The following is a 17706-nucleotide window of genomic DNA, read 5'->3' as shown; positions in this document are numbered from 1 at the left end:
CTACCTCACTGCTGCTTCAGCGCGTCGGTGCACTTGGCGGCGAGCCGCGGCAGCACCTTGGCGACGTCGTCCTTGCCGCTGCCGAGCGGGGTGTAGCTGGTCATCCCCTTGTCCGCGTCGCCGGAGATCTGCGCCTCGCGAGCGACCGAGACACCGACCAGGCCGCTCTTCAGCGCGGTGGTGAACGCGGCCAGGTTGCGGTCGGCCGGCAGCACCTTCTCCAACGTCGGCGTCGAGGCAGCGATGATCGGTACACCGAGAGCCGTGTTGCCCTGGATCAGCTGGTCCTGGGCGACCTGCTGGGTGCTGGCGAACTCGACGAACTTCTTCGCCGTCTCGAGTTGCTTGCCGGTCGCCTTCTTGCTGATCGCGAGACCGTCGACCTCCATCGGGAATCCCTTGCCGGGGACCGGGACCAGCGTCCACGCGGGCTTGCTGATCTTCGCGAAGTCCGCGACCGTCCACGGCCCGAAGTCGCTGAAGGTGGCCAGCCGGCCGGCCGCGAACCACTGCGCCTGGTCCTGCCCCTGGATGTCCAGCGAGGTCGGCGCGTACCGCTCCTTCTGCATGTCGACGACGTACTGCGCGGTCTTCACGCCGGTGTCGTCACCGAAGGTGCACTGGCTCGCGTCGGCGTTGTAGTAGCCGCCGCCGGCCGCCGTCAGCCAGCCGCGGTACCAGAGATTGCTCGACCCGAAGACGCGGGCCTTGCCGTCACCGTGCGACAGCTTGGCCGCGATCGCCTTGAACTCGTCCAGCGTCAGCGGAGTCGTTGTGCTCGGCAACGGTACGCCGGCGGCCTTGAACGCGTCGACGTTGATCGCCATCACCTTGGGCTTGGCCGCGAACGGCATCGCGTAGTACTTGCCCTGGAACTGCAGCGCCGAGGAGATGTTCGGCTGCACGTACTTGCCCGGGTCGACCTGCTGCTCGGCGAAGCTGGGCGCGAACCCGGCCAGGCTGGTGTTGCTGATCTCCATCACGGTCGACTGGGTGCCGCCGGCGATCGAGGTCTGGATCTTCTGCTCGTAGTCGGACTGGATCCAGTTCGTGGTCACCTTCGTGCCCTGGTTGGCCTGCTCGAACTTGGCCGCGATCGCCTTCAGCGACGCGGCTTCGGAGTTCGTGCCCCAGAACGAGAAGGTGATGTCGGCGGACCCGCCGTCGTCCTTGGAGTTGTTGGCGGCGGGCTGGCTGCCGGTGGCACAGCCTGCGGCCAGGAGGAGTGCGGTCGCAACGGGCAGCAAGCGATAGGGAAGCTTCATGAGGGGTCCTTCGTCGGTGTGCTGACCCGGGCGGTCCGACCGGGCTCGATCGTGCGGGGACCGGTGCGGCCGACCGTCACCGTGAGCGGCCCGGGTCCGCTGTGCACGGTGACTTCGGTCGTACGCCGGCCTTCTTGGTGGATGCGGAGATCCCAGTCGCCGACGCGGACATGGTCGGCGGTCAGCCAGTCGATCTCGGCCGGCAGGTGGGACGCGATCGTCAGGGCCGCATTCGGCGCGTCCGGGCGCAGCCCGAGCAGTCCGGCGACCAGGTGTTCGACGACGGTGAAGGAGATCTCCGGGTAGTCGTCCCGGCTGTCGATCAGGTGCTTGGTCCAGCGCCAGGCCGACTCGCCGCGACCGTTCCGGAACAGCAGCTCGGGCAGGTAGCTGAACGACTCGATGTTCAGCGGAGGGTGGGTCTCCAGCTGGGCTTCCACATAGTCGAGGAGCCGCTCGTTGCGTTCGCCGGTGCCACTCAGCCCGAACAGCGGGACCAGATCGTGCGACTCCAGTCCCCAGCCGTAGTCGAACCCGTCCTTGGTCCGCCCACGCGCGAACTGCTCCCCGTTGCACCAGTCGTCGAGGAACGTTGCCTGGATCCGGTCGGCGTCGGCGTGGTGACCGAGTTTGCGGAGTACGGCGTACTGGAGGGCCAGGCCGTCGCCCGCGACGATGAGCGGCGCCTCCCGCTCGTTGTAGGTGGCGGTGCCGAGGAAGATGTCCCCGGTCCCGCCCGCCTCGGGGATGCCGTCGCCGTCGGTGTCGTGCGCCGCGACGAATTCGCCGATGCTGTGCCGGTAGTACGCCGCCAGGTCGGGGTCGTCGAGCCATCGGCGGTCGCCGGTCCAGTCGTACTGTTCCAGCGCCCGGTAGGTCAGATCGAACACCGCGGGGATCTCCCGGACGAAGTGCTCGTCGTGGTGGTAGTCGAGGGCGGCGATCCGCCCGTCGAAATGGAACGCCCAGATCGGGAACCACTTCCGGGCCGGCGTCGCCGAGGCGGCGAAATGCCGGAACATCGCGAAGTTCTCCGCGTCCAGGCCGAGCAGGTGCGCGCCGGCGGCCTGGTGGCAGACGTCGCGCGAGTAGAACATCGGCCGGGACGGATAGCCGGCCCAGTACGACGGAAGATTGCCCGGCGCGGCGTCGGTCTGGACCCAGTCCAGGGCCCGCTTCCGGGCCCAGGCGAAGGCGTCCTCGACATAGCTGTTGCCGGAGGTCAGAGCCAGCACGGCCACTCCTCGGAACATCGGATATTAGCGCTAAAACCAGAGAGGTAGACCAATTCCGTCAATACCTTCTGGGGCCTTGGTTTTACCGCTATAGTCCACGACGTGACGACTTTCGAGATCCGCTCGCCCGGTGGCCTGTGCCGGACCGGCACAGCGAGTGACGCGGCGTCGATGACCGAGCTGCCGACGACCGAGCCGGGCGTGCTGCGGTACGAGGTGGTGGCCGGTGGTCCGGTCACCCTGCGCTTCGCCTGGCCGGCCGAGTCGGCCGTGTCACTGTGGCGGGCCACGCAATCGTCCCGGCGGGAGCTGCCGACCGACTGGGGCTCTCGTCGTGAGATCCGGTCGGTCCGCTCCGCGCCGATCGGCACCCTGGTCGACGCGCAGGACCGGAACCTGCTGACCGTCTCGCTGTCGTCGCATGTCCGCGGCTGCGACTTCGCCATCGGGGTTCATGAGGAGACCGCCGAGCAACTGGTCGAGGTGATCGTCGACGATGTCGAAGGCCAGAGCTTCATCCTGCGGATCGACGTCCGCGACCTGCACTTCGCCGAGGCGCTCGAGGGTGTCACCGCCGACTGGACCGCCGAGCTCGGCGACCGGATCGTGCCGGTGCCTGAGCTGGCCCGGCAGCCGATGTACTCGACCTGGTACAGCGACCATCAGCACGTGTCCGCCGAGTCGGTCGAGCGTCACGCCCGCGACGGGGCGGCGTACGGCTGTGAGGCGGTGATCGTCGACGACGGCTGGCAGACGGACGACACCGCGCGCGGCTACGCGTACTGCGGTGACTGGGAGCCGACCAGCCGGACATTCCCCGACATGTCCGAGCATGTACGACGCGTGCACGATCTCGGACTGAGCTACGTGCTCTGGCTCGCGCCGCCGCTGATCGGTGTGCACTCCAAGGCGTGGGACCGCTTGAAGGACCGCACCCTCGGATTCGCCGACGGACAGGTCACCGCGGTCCTGGATCCGCGCTACCCCGAGGTGCGCGAGCACCTGGTCGAGTGCTGCATCCGGCCGGTGCGCGACTGGGGAGTCGACGGCCTGAAGCTCGACTTCATCGACTCGTGGGCCCGGGACAGTCCTCCCCCGGCGCCTGACGGCGACTGCACGTCCGTCGACGAGGGCGTCGAGCTGTTCCTGCGGGCGGTCACCACTGAGCTGAAGCGGTTGCGGCCGGACGTGCTGATCGAGTTCCGGCAGGACTACGTGAACCCACGACTGTGGCAGTTCGGCACGTTCCTGCGGGCCGGCGACTGTGCGATGGACCCGGTGGAGAACCGGGTTCGCACCATCGACAGCCGACTGCTGGCCGGCGGTCGCGCGGTCCACTCGGACATGCTGATGTGGCATCCCGACGCGTCGGCGGAGACTGTGGCCCAGCAGTTCATCGGCGCGATGTTCAGTACGCCGCAGGTGTCGATGGAGCTCGACGCGTTGTCCGCCGAACACGAGCGGGTCGTGCGGTACTGGCTCGGGTTCCTCCGCGATCACGCCGACGTACTGTTGGACGGCGTACTGGTTCCGTCGCGGCCGGACGCACGGTACCCGCAGGTGCGGGCTGTCGGCTCGTCGACCGTCGTGGCCGCTTTCACCGATCCTGTGGTGCGATTGGCCGACTCGGATCTGTCGGTGGTGCTGGTGAACGGTGGCAGCTCGGGCCGGCTCATCGTCGAGGGTGCCGGGCCTGGACCGGTCGACCTCGTAGTGTCGGACTGCTCGGGCACCGAGATGTATCGCAGTACGACGACGCCGCCGGAGCTGTGGGCGATCGACGTACCAGTGGCTGGGGTGGCCAGGATCGTGCGGAACTGACTGAGGGGGCTGGATTGGCGGAGCAGGGGAAACCGCGCCGGACGACGGTCGCGGACGTGGCCCGATTGGCCGGGGTGTCGGCGATGACGGTGTCGAACGTACTGAACGCACCGCACCGGGTGAGCGAGCCGACGGTCCAGACCGTCCGCGCCGCGATCGAGGAGCTCGGGTACATGCCGAACCACGCGGCCCGGGCGCTGTCGTCCGGCCGCAGTCAGGTGATCGGGCTGCCGCTGTACCTCGAGGACGACACGTTCAGCGAGCAGAACCCAGGCCTCGGTGGCTTCCTGCACGGTCTGCTCGGCGGTCTGGTGAAGGCGGCAGCGGTCTCCGGGTACGGCGTTCACGTCACCACGCCGACCGAGGGCGCGACCGAGATCGCCCTCTACGAGAGGCTGATCGCGGCCCGGCAGGTCGATGCGATCGTCGTACTCGAGACGATGCCGAAGGACGAACGGATCGAGTTCCTCAGCCAGCGGCGGTTCCCGTTCGTCGCGTTCGGACGGACCGGGCCGCAGCATCGGCAGTGCTGGGTCGACGTGGACAACGAGACCTCGATGGTGGGGATCGCGCAGCATCTGCGGTCGACCGGCCGCGGGCGGGCCGTGTACCTCGCGACGGACAGTGCACTGCCGTGGGTGCATCAACGGCAGGCCGGGTTCCTGCGGGAGTTCCCGTCCGCCGTCGTCCGGTCGTTCGGTTCACTGGAGGCGGTGGCAGCGTACGTCGCCGAGGCCGATCGGCCGGATGTGTTCGTGGCGGACAACGACGCCTATGCCGTGGTCGCGATGCGCGCGTTGCAGCGGCGCGGGATCACGGTCGGCGAGGATGTCGCGGTCACCGGGTTCAACGACTTTCCGTTCGCGAGCATGCTCGACACCCCGCTGACGACGGCGCGGATTCCGTTGCGTGACATCGCGCGTTGCCTGTTCGAGCGCGCGCTGCGGGAGATCAGTGGCGACACCGATCAGCCGGGACGGCTCGTCACCGCGCCCTTGGTGGTGCGGTCGAGCGCCTGACGGGCGATCAGCAGGGTGACCGCCGTACCGAGGACTCCGGCCGCGGCGATGGTGAGGTTCGGTGCGAGGAAGGTGCCGACGACGCCGGCCAGCGCGATGCTGACGCCCTGGATCGCCATCAGGCCGCTGGTCTGGACGGTGAACAGGCGGCCGCGGTACGACGGCTCGACCGTCTGCAGGATCAGTGGGTCGATGCCCTGGTTGAAGGCGTACCCGGCGCCCGCGATCGCGAGCAGGACAGCCGCGATCGGGACGTTCGGCGTGGCGACGAAGGCGACTGCGGGGATCTGACTGGCAAGAAGCAAGGGGACGACGAGCCGTCGCCGCGTGGAAGGGGTAAACCGCGCGACGACGAGCTCGCCGAGTACTGTGCCGGCCGCGTAGCCGGTGAAGAGGGCGCCCGCCTTCGCGGCCACTGAACCCGCCTGGGCGGTGTAGGCGACCGCGAGTCCGTCCGGGACCGAGGAGAAGGCCGGAGCGACCCAGGTCAGCATGATCAGGTTCCGGAGCCGGGTGTTGGCGAACAGGTAACGCAGACCCGTCCAGGAGTCGGCGATCGTGGTGCCCGTACGGCTGCCCGCCGGGGTGTACGGCGTACCGAGGCCGATGAGCAGCGCGGACGCGAGGAAGGTCGCCGAGTCGAGAGCGAGCAGCCACGTGGATCCGATCGCGGCGACCGCTATCGCGCCCAGCGCGAATCCCATCAGCACGGTCACCTGGCTGATTGCTCGAAGCAACGAGCGTCCGATCGGGAAGAGGTCCTGCGGCAGCAACTGCGCCAGACTCGCCGCCCGCGCCCCGGCGAACACCGGCGCGATGATCCCGCTCACCAGCAACAGCCCGAGCAACGCCGCGACCGGCATACCAGGGATCACCATCACCCCGATGCACACCGCGCTCAACACATCGCAAACCACCAGTACCCGTCGCGCCGGGAAGCGGTCCGCCACCGACGACAACAGCACCCCACCCAGCGCATAAGGCAGGAACGAACACACCAGCACCAACGCCGACAGCAACGCCGACCCGGTCCGCTCGAACACCACGATCGACAGGGCGACCTGAGCCGCGACCGTCCCCACCATCGACACTGCGTGCGCGACGAAAACGCTCCGCATTCCAGGAACCTGGAGGACAGATCGATAGCCATAGGTTGCCGGGGTACTCACACTCACGCCGCGAGCGTGCACGACGGGGAAGGGCCGGGCGTAGAGTTTTGGGTGTGGCCGAAAGTTCTGTGCGATGACGGTGTTGCGGTTCACGCAGAAGGACGCACTGCGGTGCCGGTTCGGGGCCTCGCAACTGTGGGAGACGATGTCCGCGGTGCGGGTGCTGCACGGGTTGAAGCACCGGCAGTTGTACATGCCGTGGGTCGCGGCGAAACGGGAGGCCGCGGCTCAGCTGGACCTGCGCGGGTTGAAGGCGCTGCAGCCTCGCGTCGGGTTCACCCCTGACTTCCTGACGCCGCCACCGAAGGCGTCCCGGGCGAAGTTCGCGACCGAAATCGCCCGGGTCCGCAGTACGCCGCTCGATCGGGTCCGGGCCGAGCTGATCCGGTCCCGCGACGAACTGAACAATCCCGCCGCGCCCGAGATCAACCGGATGCTCGAGGACCCGGCCGGAGCGCGAGAACGGCTCGCGGACGAGATCGAGACCGCTTGGACCACGCTGATCCGGCCCGACTGGCCAATGATCAGCCGCGTCCTCGAGGACGACATCGCCTATCGCGGCCGGCAACTCACCGACGGCGGACTGGCCGGATTGTTCGACGACCTGCACCCCACGCTCAGCTGGGAGGACGACCGTCTCATCGCGGCCCGCTACCGCGAGCAGGATCGAGAGCTCACCGGCCAGGGGCTCCTCCTCGTTCCAGGTGTCTTCCAGTGGCCGTACCTCGTGATGGTCGTCGACCCGACGTACCAACCGACAGTCGTCTACCCAGCCCGCGGGGCCGCCCGGCTCTGGTCCGACGCGCCCGCTCCCCCGGACCCCCTCGCCCGTCTGCTCGGTCGGACCCGCGCCACCCTCCTCGTCGCCTTGGATCCGCCGTCCACGACCAGTGCGCTCGCCGCGGAGTACGGACTGGCACTGGCCACGGTCGCCGAGCATCTGGCCGCGCTCCACGACGCCGGTCTGGCGTCACGGCGTCGTACAGGTCATCAGGTGCACTACCGACGTACCGAAGTGGGACAGGCGGTCGTCGACGCCTCCGTCGGTTGAGGGCGGTCCGGGGTCAGAATGCTGGAGTGAACACGGTTCCGAAGACTGCGGCACCCAGCATGCGTCACATCCGGCGCTGGCCGGCTTCGCTGGCGGTGATCGCGGCGCTGGTCCTGCAACTGCTCGTGCCGACCGAGATCAGCACACTGCCGCGCTGGCTGATGCCCGCCATCGGCGGGGCCCTCCTGATCCCGCTGGTCTGGGCGAACCCGTTCCACCTGACCCGCGACGAGCCCTGGCTGCGCTGGGTCGAGATCGTGCTGCTCGCGGTGCTCGTACTGGTGAACGCCTTCTATCTGACCGGACTGATCGTCTTCCTCGGCTCCGGTGAGGCGGACAACGGCAGGGTGCTGGTCAAGGCGGCACTCCTGATCTGGGTGACGAACGTCGTCGCCTTCGCCGTCTGGTACTGGGAGATCGATCGCGGCGGGCCGTTCGCCCGGGCGCCCGAGCACGAGCGCGAGGCGGAGCGGGCGGACCTGCTGTTCCCGCAGATGACGGTCGACCTGCCGGGCTGGGACCGCTGGCTGCCCGGATTCACCGACTACCTGTTCGTCGCGTTCACCGCCGCGACCGCGTTCAGCCCGACCGACACGATGCCGCTGACGGCCCGGGTGAAGACACTGATGACGATCCAGTCGGCGATCGCACTGCTCACCGTCGGGATCGTCGCGGCGCGCGCGATCAACGTGCTCTGACCACCGGGCGCGTCTCTCTGGCCGAGAATCGCGCTCGACAGCCATGTAATGGGCATGAGACTGTTATGCCCATGTACAGCACGAAGTCGGTGGGGTTGGGGTTCGCGGTCTTCTCCGCGGTCACTTTCGGTGGGTCGGGGCCGTTCGCCAAGGCCTTGATCGGTGCCGGCTTCTCACCGGAACAGGCGGCCTGGTTACGCATCCTCGGCGCCGCCGCCCTGCTCGTGCCGCTCGCGCTGGCGTTCCGCGGCTCCGCGGGTCTGCGCGCCGCCCGCGCGTCCTGGAAGGCCCTCGTCCTCTACGGCCTGACCGGGATCGCGGGCTGCCAGACACTGTTCTTCATCGCGGCCAGCCGGCTACCGGTGGGCGTCGCGCTGATGCTGGAGTTCTCCGGGCCGGTGCTCGTGGTCGCGTGGCTCAAGTTCGGACAGAAGGTCGCCGTACCGCGGACCGCCGCGGTCGGGGTCGGCATCGCGCTGATCGGCCTGGCCACGGTGGTGGAGATCTGGTCCGGCGTACAGATCGACGCGGTCGGCCTGATCGCGGGTCTCGCCGCGGCCGCGTGCCAGGCGACGTACTTCATCCTGATCGAGAAGCTGACCGGCGCCGCGGATCCGCTGGTGATGACCGCGGCCGGCAGTGTGGTCGGAGCGGTTGTGCTGACCGCGATCTCGGCACCGTGGGGCATCCCGTGGCACGCGCTGGCCGACACGATCGCGATCGGCGACCGGCACGCGCCGGGCTGGGTGCTGGCCGGCTGGCTGATCGTCGTCAGCACCGTCGTCGCCTACCTGGCCGGCGCGGCCGCGGTGCAGCGGCTGTCGGCGGCCATCGGCGGCGCGGTCGCGTACGTCGAGGTGGTTGCCGCCAGCATCTTCGCCTGGATCCTGCTCAACGAGACACTGCGCACCAACCAGATCATCGGCGGCGTGATCGTGCTGGCCGGCGCCTTCGTGGCCCAGTCGTCGGTCGGGAAGGTCGCACCTCCGGAGATCCCGGATTCCGACACTCCCCGCACCGACGTCCTGGACCCGGCCGGCATCTGACTACCGCAACGAGTCCACGAGCTCCCGCGGCAGACCGTGGGTTTCGTGCAGGTACTCGTAGTCGGTGTCGTCGAGCGACTTGTGAAAACGCTCGTGGCTGAGCACCTTCCGGCCGCGGTCGAGCAGGTTGCTGAACCGGATCTCCTCGTCGATCAGGATCCGCCGCACCAGCGTGACGGTCTCGCCCTGGTGGAAGTGGTTCAGCGTGTGCTCGAACAACTCCAGCGGCAGGTCGGACAGCGTCCGCGACTCGTCGTCGCGCCACAGGATCGTGAGCACCCGGCGGATCAGCCGGCGCAGCACGTAGCCGCGGCCGGTGTTCGACGGGTGCACGCCGTCGCCGACGATCACCATGCTGGAGCGCAGGTGGTCGATGACGATCCGCTGGGACTGCTCGTCGAGCCGCCACAGCGTCGGCACGATCCGCATCCACGGTTCGAACAGCGACGTCTCGTAGACCGAGTCCTTGCCCTCGAGCAGCATCGTGAGCCGCTCGAGGCCGAGTCCGGTGTCGATGTTCTGCTGCTTCAGTCCTTCGAGCGATCCGTCGTCGAGGCGGCGGTACCGCATCATCACGTGGTTCCACACCTCGACCCAGCGCTTGTCGGTGCTGGGCGTACCCCCCGGGCTGCCCTCGCCGGTCCAGACGAACATCTCCGAGTCGGGCCCGCACGGACCGGTCGGGCCGTTCGACCACCAGTTGTCGTCGGTGGTCAGCTCGATCGGCACGCCGAGCTCCTGCCAGGTGTGCAGTGACTCCTGATCGAGCGGGACCTGGTCGTCACCGCCGAACACGGTCACGTACAGCTGGCCCGGGTCGATCTTGAAGCCTTCGGTCAGCAACTCGTAGCCCCAGCGCAGGGTCTGGCCGCTGCCGTAGTCCCCGAGCGACCACGACCCGAGCATCTCGAACACGGTGAGGTGGGTCGGGTCCCCCACCTCGTCGAGGTCGGTGGTGCGCAGGCATCGCTGCACACCGGTGAGTCTGCGCCCCAGTGGATGGGGTTCCCCTTCCAGATAAGGCGTCAGCGGATGCATCCCGGAGGTCGTGAACAGCACGGGATCACCCAGCCGTGGGATGAGCGTGGAACCCGTGGTCGGAACGTGGCCCCGGTCGAGGAAGAAGTCGATGAAAGTCCTGGTGATGGTCATGATTCTGGTCCTTGTCTGTACTGACCGGAACCAGACCACCGGGCTACGGAAACAACAACACCGGCGAACCGTTTCCGGTCGCCGGTGGAAGTTTCAGGATGTCAGGCCGCGGCAGCCGGAGAGCATTGAGCTCGTACGGCTGCGGCAAGTCGGGACATCTGATGCATATCCGCAGAGTACACGAACCGACCACAGGTTCGTCCACCACGTTCTGGTCACACGTCGAGCAGCTCCCGCAGTACGGCGCCGCTGCGGTCCCACGACCACTCGCGTCGTACCCACTCACGGCCCGCCGCGCCCATCGCCCGGGCGTGTGCGGGATCGGACAGGAGCTCGGCGATGCGGACGCCGACCGGGACCGGGTTGTAGGGGTCGACGAGGTAGCCGGTCTCGCCGTGGCGGACGGTGTCGCCGGCGCCGCCGGAATCCCCGACCACGACCGGCTTCCCGGTGGCGGACGCCTCCAGCGTGACGATCCCGAGCGCCTCGGGCTCGAACCCGAGCCGCCGGGTCCGGCACGGCATCGCGAACACGTCCGCGGCATCGACGTACGGCGGGATGTCCGCCCACGGAACCGGTCCGGTGAACACCACCGACGACCGGACACCGACCGCTGACGCGAGCCGTTCGAGCCGCTCGCGGTCGGGACCGCCGCCGACCAGGAGGAGCATCGCCGACGGTACGGCGGCCAGGACGCGAGGCCAGGCGCGGATCAGGGTGTCCTGACCCTTGCGTGGAATCAGCCGCGACACGCACGCGACGAGCGGGACGCCCTCGAGCCCGAGTCCTTTGCGGACCTGCTCTCCCCCGCAGTCCGGGAAGAATCGCTCGGTGTCGACCCCGGGCGTCAACCGCCGCATCCGTCGTACCGCGGCCGGCGACAGCGCCGGGGCGATCTGGTCCGCGCACCACGACGACACCGTCGTCACCGTGTCCGCGGCGTCGCCGATCCGCCGCAACGCCTGCCTCGTTCCGGGTACGCCGGCCCACCACGTCTCGTGCCCGTGGGTCATCGCCACGATCCGCCGTGCGCCGGCCCGTCGGAGCGACGGGCCCATCAGGCCGAGTGGAGCGGCCGCGCCGAACAGCACCCGGTCGGCGTCGTACTCGCGCATCAGGCGTGCGGCGTACTTCGTGACCCGGGCCGTCGGCAACAACATCGTGGTCCGGTCCCGCACTACCGGGAACGGGAGTCCGGCGTCGTACGCCGCGTCGCCGGGTGAGCGGGAGGTGTAGACGACGACCTCGTCGAGCTGATCGCACAACGACCGGACGAACGTCTCGATCCCGCCCTGCCGTGGCGGGAAGTCGTTGGTGACGACGAGCACGGTCATCGGTCGACCAGCGGTGGGACGGTCTCGCCGTGTGCGGTGGCCCAGGCCCGGCCCATCGCGATCCGCTCCGGCGCGGTCGGGTGGGTGGCGAACATCCAGTACCGCCAGCGGCTGGGGTCCAGACCGGAGATGTTCGTGACCGCCAGGTCGTGCTGCATCGCGACGAAGTCCTGCGGGTCGTTCGTCAGCTGGAGCGAGTGATAGTCCGCGCGGGCCTCGATCTTGCGGCTGACCAGGTTCTGCACAGGAGAGGCGAGCGTCGTACCGGCGACGATCAGGGCCAGCAGCATCGCAGTACGGCGCGGGTCCGCCATCCGGGCCCCGAGCAACAACTTGAGCAGCGTCACGGCGAAGGCGGCGCCGAGGACACCGATCAACGTGCCGTGCAGTACGTCGTCCTCCGCGGCGTGCCCGAGTTCGTGCGCGACCACGAGCCGGATCTGCGCCGTCGGGGTGTCCTTCAGGAGCGTGTCGTAGACGACCAGCCGGCGGGTCGAGCCGAAGCCGGAAACGTAAGCATTCAAGGCGGTTGTGCGCTTCGACGCGTCCGCGACCAGCACGTCCTTGACCGGTACGCCGTCGTCCGCGGCCAGCTTCATGAGGTCGTCGCGCAGCGCGCCGGCCGGCATCGACGTGAACGAGTTGAACCGCGGCTCCACCAGCACCGGGTAGGCGAACGAGACCCCGAGAACCAGCACCGCCGCCGCGATCGCCGCAGGCAACCACCAGCCCTGCCGCCAGCGCTTCGCCAGTCCGATCAGGCCGAGGGCGACGACCGCCAGCGCGAACGACATCAGCAGCCAGTTGACCGCGCGGTCGCGGGTCCACAGGCCCCAGTCCTGCACCGAGAGACCGTACTTGCGGGAGACCCGCTCGGCCATCACGTCGGTCGGCACGGTGATCAGGCTGGTGAGCAGCCCGAGCCCGGCGACCAGCAGCGGTACGACGATCCACCAGCGGCGAAGGCGGATCGCGTCGTACAGGCGGGGGCCGAGCGGGCTGAAGCCGATCACCAGCGGGACCAGGACCGCTAGCACCCAGGAGGTCGTTGACCACGGCAACAGCTCGTGCCGGAACGCGTTCTGGCGGCCGATCTCGGCCGGGGTGAAGTCCAGTGCCGTCTCGGGCCTGGGCAGGTCGATCAGATGCCAGGGCGTGGTGACGACGATCGCCAGGACCAGGGCGACGGCGAGGACCAGAGCGGACGCACGGGGCACCCACCGCGCGGCCGACTCAGACACCGGCGAGCCTCTTGAGGTACTTCTGCCACTCGACGACGAACTCGGCCTCGGTCATGTCCAGGACCGACTTGAACGCGTCCGCCAGCCCCGTCGAACTCTTCGACGCGTGCACTGCGCGGTAGAACTTCACCAGCTTGCTCTGCCCCTCGCGCTCGGCGATCAACCGGCACGCGAGCCAGGCCGACTCGTACGCTTGCGGGAGGTCCTTCGCCGACGCCGCGAACGACTGTGTGGTGGGCAGAGTGGCCGGTACGTCGCCCGCCCGGATCGCCTTGAACAACTCCTTCGCAGCCGACTCGTCCTGGACAGGGACGGCGGTGAAGGCGACGTAGTCCGCGAACCCTTCGGCCAGCCAGAGCGGGACGGGCGACGCGGTGGCGGTCGACGCGACGTGCGTGGTCTCGTGGGTGAGAACGATCCGCCGGCCCTGCTTGCCGAGCTCCTCGAACAGCTTCGGGTTCGCCACGATCCGCACCGGCGCACCGACCTGTGGCGTGTCCAGCTCTGCCATCGTGACTGCCGCGATCTGGGTATAGGTGTTCGGCGCGGCGCCGAGGACGGCCTCCATCTGGGCCTGCTTGGCGGGCAGGTAGACGATCACCTTCTGCCGCCAGTTGTTCTTGCCCCAGACCTTGCTGACCGACTCGGCCGCACGATCCGCAACCGCGACGTAGGCCTTCGCATCCGACTCCGAACCCAGACTGATGACCAGGCTGTGGTCGCTCTTGGCCACGTCGATCGGGCCGAGCGTCCAGATCGGCCGCCGCTGCCCGGCCACGAACCGCTCCGAGAACGAGGCCGCGTACGTCGTCCCGTCGCGGGAGACGAAGGTGACCGGGAGCATCTCGCGGGCCGGTTTGGTGTCGTAGCCCGCGAGCTGCCAGGAGACCTCGACCTGGGCCAGCCAGGACTCGGAACCGCCGAGCTCGGTCTGCCGGTCCGGCGTCAGCGCGCCGGTGTCGTCACTCACGTAGCGCAGCGTGAACGCGCCGATCGGGAGGTTGGTCAGGTTGGCGAAGATCGTCCGGGCGGTGGCCCGGAACTCGGCCGCCCGCGGGTCGATCGTGGCCAGGAACTCGGTGCGGTTGTCGTTCTCGACCGCGTCGGCCATCTTCTGCAACACGGCTTCGCCGGCGACGGCTCGTCGTACCCCTTCGGCCGCCTCGTCGGGCGTCGTGGAGGTCTGCGGCGGCTGGGCGACGGGCGAGTTCGGATCGGCCGGAGCGTCGGCGATCTGCCGGAGTCCGGCGTACCCGGCGCCTGCGACCAGGCAGACGGCGAGGCCGAGCGCCACCTTCTTCACGATCGGACCGAAGGTCGGTGGCAGCTTGCGCATGAACGGCTGCGATCGGTGATCGTCCGGGGAAACCACCGGGAGAGGCACCGTGTCGCCCTGCTCCTCGATCACCTCGGCCCCTCGCTGCTCACCTGCCCCAGTCAGGCGGGACACTACGTGCCTCCTCCGACAGTAGAGCACTTGGACGATCGTGAAACGACTCGGCTCCGGGGGAAGTGCCCCGGAGCCGAAGAGTATGTCAAGGGTGCAGGTCAGCCCGGACGGACCGCGGTGTTGTACGGCATCAGGTCGATCGGGTCGGTCTTCACCGGCTTGCCCGGGCGGCTCGCGTGCACGATCCGGCCGTTGCCGATGTACATCCCGACGTGGCTGATCGGCGAGTAGTAGAAGACCAGGTCGCCCGGCATCAGCTGGCTCTTGCTGACCCGGCGGCCCTCGCTCGCCTGCGCCTTCGAGGAGTGCGACAGCGAGACGCCGGCCTTGCCCCAGGCGTACATCATCAGGCCGGAGCAGTCGAAGGAGTCGGGCCCGTCGGCACCCCACACGTAGGAGTCGCCGAGCTGGGCCATCGCCGCCTGGACCGCCGTCCCGGCGCGGCCGCTGACCGGCACCGGAAGACTGTCGTCCATCCGGTCCTCGTCACGGCTCGGGCGCTCGTCCCGGGCGTCCTCGGCTTCCTTCTCGTTCTCCGCCTGGATCTTCGCCCGCTCCTCGTCGCTCAGCTTGTCGAGGACCTTCTCGGCGGCGTCCAGGTTGGTCTGGATCTGCTTCTTCAGCGTGTCCTGCTGGGCCTGCACGGCCTTCAGCGAGGCCAGCTCGGACTGCTCGCTGGCCTGCAGGTCGCCAAGCTTGCCCTGGGCCTGCTGGAACCGGCGCAGGGCCGAGTTCTGCTGGCCGGCGAACGCCTGCGCGGTGGAGGCCTGGCTGAGGAACTGGTCGGGGTTCGTCGACAGCAGCAACTGGGCCGTCGTCGTCATCCCGGACGTCTGGTACCCGGCGACCGCCAGGGAGCCGATCTGCCGCTTCACCGCGTCCACCTGGGCCTGCTGCTTCGCGATCCCGGCCTGCAGCGCCTTCACCCGGACGGCCGAGGCGCTGATCTGCCCGCGCAGATCGTTGGCCGACTCACCGGCCTCCTCAGCCTTGTGCTGCAGCGTGGCGACCTGCTTCTTGGCCTGGTCCAGGGTGGGCTTCGGATCCGCGTCCGCTCCCGTCTGGATGAAGATCACGCCCGCAGCGACAGCCGTGCTGGTGATGGCGGCGAGGGCGATTCCCTTGGTGCGGTTGATGCGTCCGATGGACACAGCCCGGTCGGTCCCTTCCTCTGCTCGACGCCGTCCCCGTCGACCACGCCGGCTGCGGGTCTGCACCCACATCCGCCGACGGGTCACTCCCTCGGCATTGCCGCTGCCCGGCCGGCCTGATCAGCCGACACCCTGAGGCAACGAGACGTAACAGTAGTGACCGTTTCGTGACCAGTGCAATTCGCCCCTCGGGTTTGATCCAAAATTAACGAAGGATCACCCCGACCCAACGGCCGTTTCACCTTCCCCGTCAGGGGTTTGGGCAGCAGCGTCCGGCTCGATGCTGCTGACGGCGTGCACGAGGCGTAACGGCGGCACGAGCCCGGACTCGGCCAGCGCGTCCAGCGCGGCCCGCTCGTCGTCGTCGATCCGCAGGGTGCCGGACCGTTCGGCCGAGAAGCCCAGCACCACCGTGACCACACAGTCCTGGCAGCCCGGGCCCTTCATCACACAAGCGTCGCAGTCGATCAGCACAACGTCCTCCAAAGTGGGGAAGCACCCGGACTTGCATCCGGCTGAGAAGGACGCTAGAGACCTCCTCCGACAGTTTCCGGCGGTCCGGCCATCGGGCTCCGCCCGAGGACCGCCTGGCTGGGGAGGGTTTTCTGACTCAGGCGCGGGCGATGCGGGAGATCAGAGTGGTGGCAGAGAGTGAGCGGGCGCCGAGCTTGATGGTGCTTTCGGCAACTTCGCGATCGGTCGACACGACAACGATCGGGCGTCCCGGCGGTTCGGCCCGGACCAGTTGCCGGATCACCTCATCCGCGATCACTCCGGCCGGGCTGAACCGCACGCGCACACCTCGCGGTGGGTTCAACTGGACCGGTCCGGACAGCTCGGCCCCGTCGAACACCACCGTCACTTCGATCCGGCGCTGCGCCACCAGCGCACCCAACGCCGTCACCAGCCGCTGACGCTGCGAATGCAGCGGTGAGTTCGGCCATGCGGTCTTCGTCACGTTGTAGCCGTCGATGATCAGATGCACCTGCGGCAACGCCAGCAGTTCGTCGAACAAGGCCGGATCGTCGTCCGGAGCCGTCCGCCCCATCGGAGCGGCCTCGGGCTCCGTCCCCGCGACCGTGTCGGCCGGTCTGAGGTCTCCCCCCGGCGGTAGCGCCAGCTCACGCCGCAGCCCACTCGCTGCCTCCAGCAACGTGTCCAGGAGCAGTCTGGTCCGCGTCGACGCCATCTCCCGTTCCTGTCCCGCCGTACGACGGGCCGCGTAGTCAAGCGCTTCCAGTTCGGTGATGCGGGCGCGGAGCTTGCGCAGCTCACGCTCCACTTCGGCGCGTGCGGCGTCGACGCGTTCGTCGGCCGTCTCGGCTTCCGTCGTCCGCAGTTCGAGATCGCTCTGCAGGCCGCTGATCCGCTGCCGCGCCTCGTTCAGCTTGCGCCGGAGCGTGACGTTCTCGGCCTTGAGCTCGTTGACCTGTTCGCGGAGCCGTTCGCGGACCTGCCGCGTCTCGGTCCGGGCCTGGTCGAGCTGGTCGGACAGTCTGGTGACGGCTTCCTCGTCGGCGCGTGGCGACTCGACCGGGACCTGCGCGGCCGCCGTGATGTGCTGCTCCCAGTCGTCAGGACGCAGCAGGTACGCCAGCGCCGCGACCTCGACCGGGTCCGCGGCCGGCACCGGCACACCGTCTGCGACCGCATCGCCCAGCTCCGGGTGCTCCCGGCGTACCTGGAAGGCCGCGAGCCGGCGGAAGTGGTCGTCGGTCTCCAGGATCGGGCCGAGCACGGACGCCGACAGCTTCGCCCGTTTGGCCGGCGCGAAACTCGCGAACCGGCGCAGCGGCGCCGGGATGTCGGACGCGGGCAGCTGGCCGAGAGCATGCGCGGCGAGGGCAAGGACCCGTTGCCGGACCGGTTCGGGCAAGGAGGTAGCGGCGGAGCTCGCGGCGGTGCCTGTCTCAGTCACCGGTCCGCAGTCCGGCCCGGACGATGGCCTGGCGGCACGAAGACCGTGGCCAGTGATGCAGACCACAACGGCCCGGCACTTCGGCCGGTTTCGCGGTGATCGCCTGTGTACGCATACAGAGAGCGTAGTCGACTCTCTCGCGTGTCACCTGCGGAA

15 protein-coding genes are annotated in these 17706 nt (G+C 68.9%); 5 read left to right on the top strand and 10 right to left on the bottom strand.

Translation table 11 applies throughout. The features are described from left to right. Window positions 1–5: 5 nt before the first annotated feature. Both ACGFH6_RS14335 and ACGFH6_RS14330 read right to left on the bottom strand, forming a co-directional pair. Window positions 6–1265 (bottom strand): hypothetical protein, encoded by a 1260-nt coding sequence (locus ACGFH6_RS14335; protein ID WP_393383701.1) that lies wholly within the window; start codon window positions 1263–1265, stop codon window positions 6–8. Beyond that, entirely contained in the window at window positions 1262–2500 is a 1239-nt protein-coding gene (locus tag ACGFH6_RS14330; RefSeq protein ID WP_393383699.1) for a hypothetical protein, read from the bottom strand. Before ACGFH6_RS14330 ends, ACGFH6_RS14335 begins: the two co-directional genes overlap by 4 nt. 102 nt (window positions 2501–2602) lie before the next feature. Between ACGFH6_RS14330 and ACGFH6_RS14325 the strand changes: the two genes are divergently transcribed. Then, window positions 2603–4321 carry a glycoside hydrolase family 36 protein gene (locus ACGFH6_RS14325; RefSeq protein WP_393383697.1) on the top strand — a complete coding sequence of 573 codons (1719 nt, stop codon included), beginning with the start codon at window positions 2603–2605 and terminating at the stop codon, window positions 4319–4321. Then, window positions 4270–5340: a LacI family DNA-binding transcriptional regulator gene (locus ACGFH6_RS14320; protein ID WP_393383695.1), complete on the top strand. Its 1071-nt coding sequence runs from the start codon at window positions 4270–4272 to the stop codon at window positions 5338–5340. Before ACGFH6_RS14325 ends, ACGFH6_RS14320 begins: the two co-directional genes overlap by 52 nt. On the opposite strand, the gene ACGFH6_RS14315 is transcribed toward ACGFH6_RS14320, so the two are convergent. Continuing rightward, window positions 5289–6458 carry an MFS transporter gene (locus ACGFH6_RS14315; protein ID WP_393383693.1) on the bottom strand — a complete coding sequence of 390 codons (1170 nt, stop codon included), beginning with the start codon at window positions 6456–6458 and terminating at the stop codon, window positions 5289–5291. The two genes, ACGFH6_RS14320 and ACGFH6_RS14315, sit on opposite strands and share 52 nt — an antisense overlap. Before the next feature lie 124 nt (window positions 6459–6582). On the opposite strand from ACGFH6_RS14315, the gene ACGFH6_RS14310 reads away from it, so the two are divergent. From ACGFH6_RS14310 to ACGFH6_RS14300, 3 genes are all read left to right on the top strand, one after another. Beyond that, window positions 6583–7560 carry a DUF5937 family protein gene (locus ACGFH6_RS14310; protein WP_393383692.1) on the top strand — a complete coding sequence of 326 codons (978 nt, stop codon included), beginning with the start codon at window positions 6583–6585 and terminating at the stop codon, window positions 7558–7560. Between the two features lie 26 nt (window positions 7561–7586). Further along, window positions 7587–8258 (top strand): hypothetical protein, encoded by a 672-nt coding sequence (locus ACGFH6_RS14305; RefSeq protein WP_393383691.1) that lies wholly within the window; start codon window positions 7587–7589, stop codon window positions 8256–8258. 71 nt (window positions 8259–8329) lie between these two features. Next, complete coding sequence (locus ACGFH6_RS14300) at window positions 8330–9304, top strand: DMT family transporter (protein ID WP_393383689.1); 975 nt, start codon at window positions 8330–8332, stop codon at window positions 9302–9304. Here ACGFH6_RS14300 and ACGFH6_RS14295 read toward each other — a convergent pair whose 3' ends face one another. The 7 genes from ACGFH6_RS14295 to ACGFH6_RS14265 form a co-directional block, all read right to left on the bottom strand. Then, entirely contained in the window at window positions 9305–10456 is a 1152-nt protein-coding gene (locus ACGFH6_RS14295; protein WP_393383687.1) for an alanine--tRNA ligase-related protein, read from the bottom strand. It lies immediately after the preceding gene. A gap of 215 nt (window positions 10457–10671) precedes the next feature. Further along, complete coding sequence (locus tag ACGFH6_RS14290) at window positions 10672–11790, bottom strand: glycosyltransferase family 4 protein (RefSeq protein WP_393383685.1); 1119 nt, start codon at window positions 11788–11790, stop codon at window positions 10672–10674. Further along, the gene (locus ACGFH6_RS14285; protein WP_393383683.1) at window positions 11787–13031 is read right to left on the bottom strand and encodes a M48 family metallopeptidase; all 1245 of its coding nucleotides are present in this window, start codon (window positions 13029–13031) and stop codon (window positions 11787–11789) included. Before ACGFH6_RS14285 ends, ACGFH6_RS14290 begins: the two co-directional genes overlap by 4 nt. After that, complete coding sequence (locus ACGFH6_RS14280; RefSeq protein WP_393383681.1) at window positions 13024–14481, bottom strand: hypothetical protein; 1458 nt, start codon at window positions 14479–14481, stop codon at window positions 13024–13026. The genes ACGFH6_RS14285 and ACGFH6_RS14280 overlap by 8 nt, the downstream gene beginning before the upstream one ends. 98 nt (window positions 14482–14579) lie before the next feature. Continuing rightward, the gene (locus tag ACGFH6_RS14275; protein ID WP_393383680.1) at window positions 14580–15632 is read right to left on the bottom strand and encodes an NlpC/P60 family protein; all 1053 of its coding nucleotides are present in this window, start codon (window positions 15630–15632) and stop codon (window positions 14580–14582) included. 216 nt (window positions 15633–15848) lie between these two features. Then, window positions 15849–16079, bottom strand: coding sequence for a hypothetical protein (locus ACGFH6_RS14270; protein WP_393383678.1), 231 nt, complete (start codon window positions 16077–16079; stop codon window positions 15849–15851). A gap of 163 nt (window positions 16080–16242) precedes the next feature. After that, window positions 16243–17550 (bottom strand): NYN domain-containing protein, encoded by a 1308-nt coding sequence (locus ACGFH6_RS14265; RefSeq protein ID WP_393383676.1) that lies wholly within the window; start codon window positions 17548–17550, stop codon window positions 16243–16245. Window positions 17551–17706: the final 156 nt, after the last annotated feature.

Origin of the sequence: Kribbella sp. NPDC049227 (genome assembly GCF_043197265.1) — a bacterium.
Lineage (GTDB): Bacteria > Actinomycetota > Actinomycetes > Propionibacteriales > Kribbellaceae > Kribbella.
This window is presented reverse-complemented; position numbering and strand designations above follow the sequence as displayed.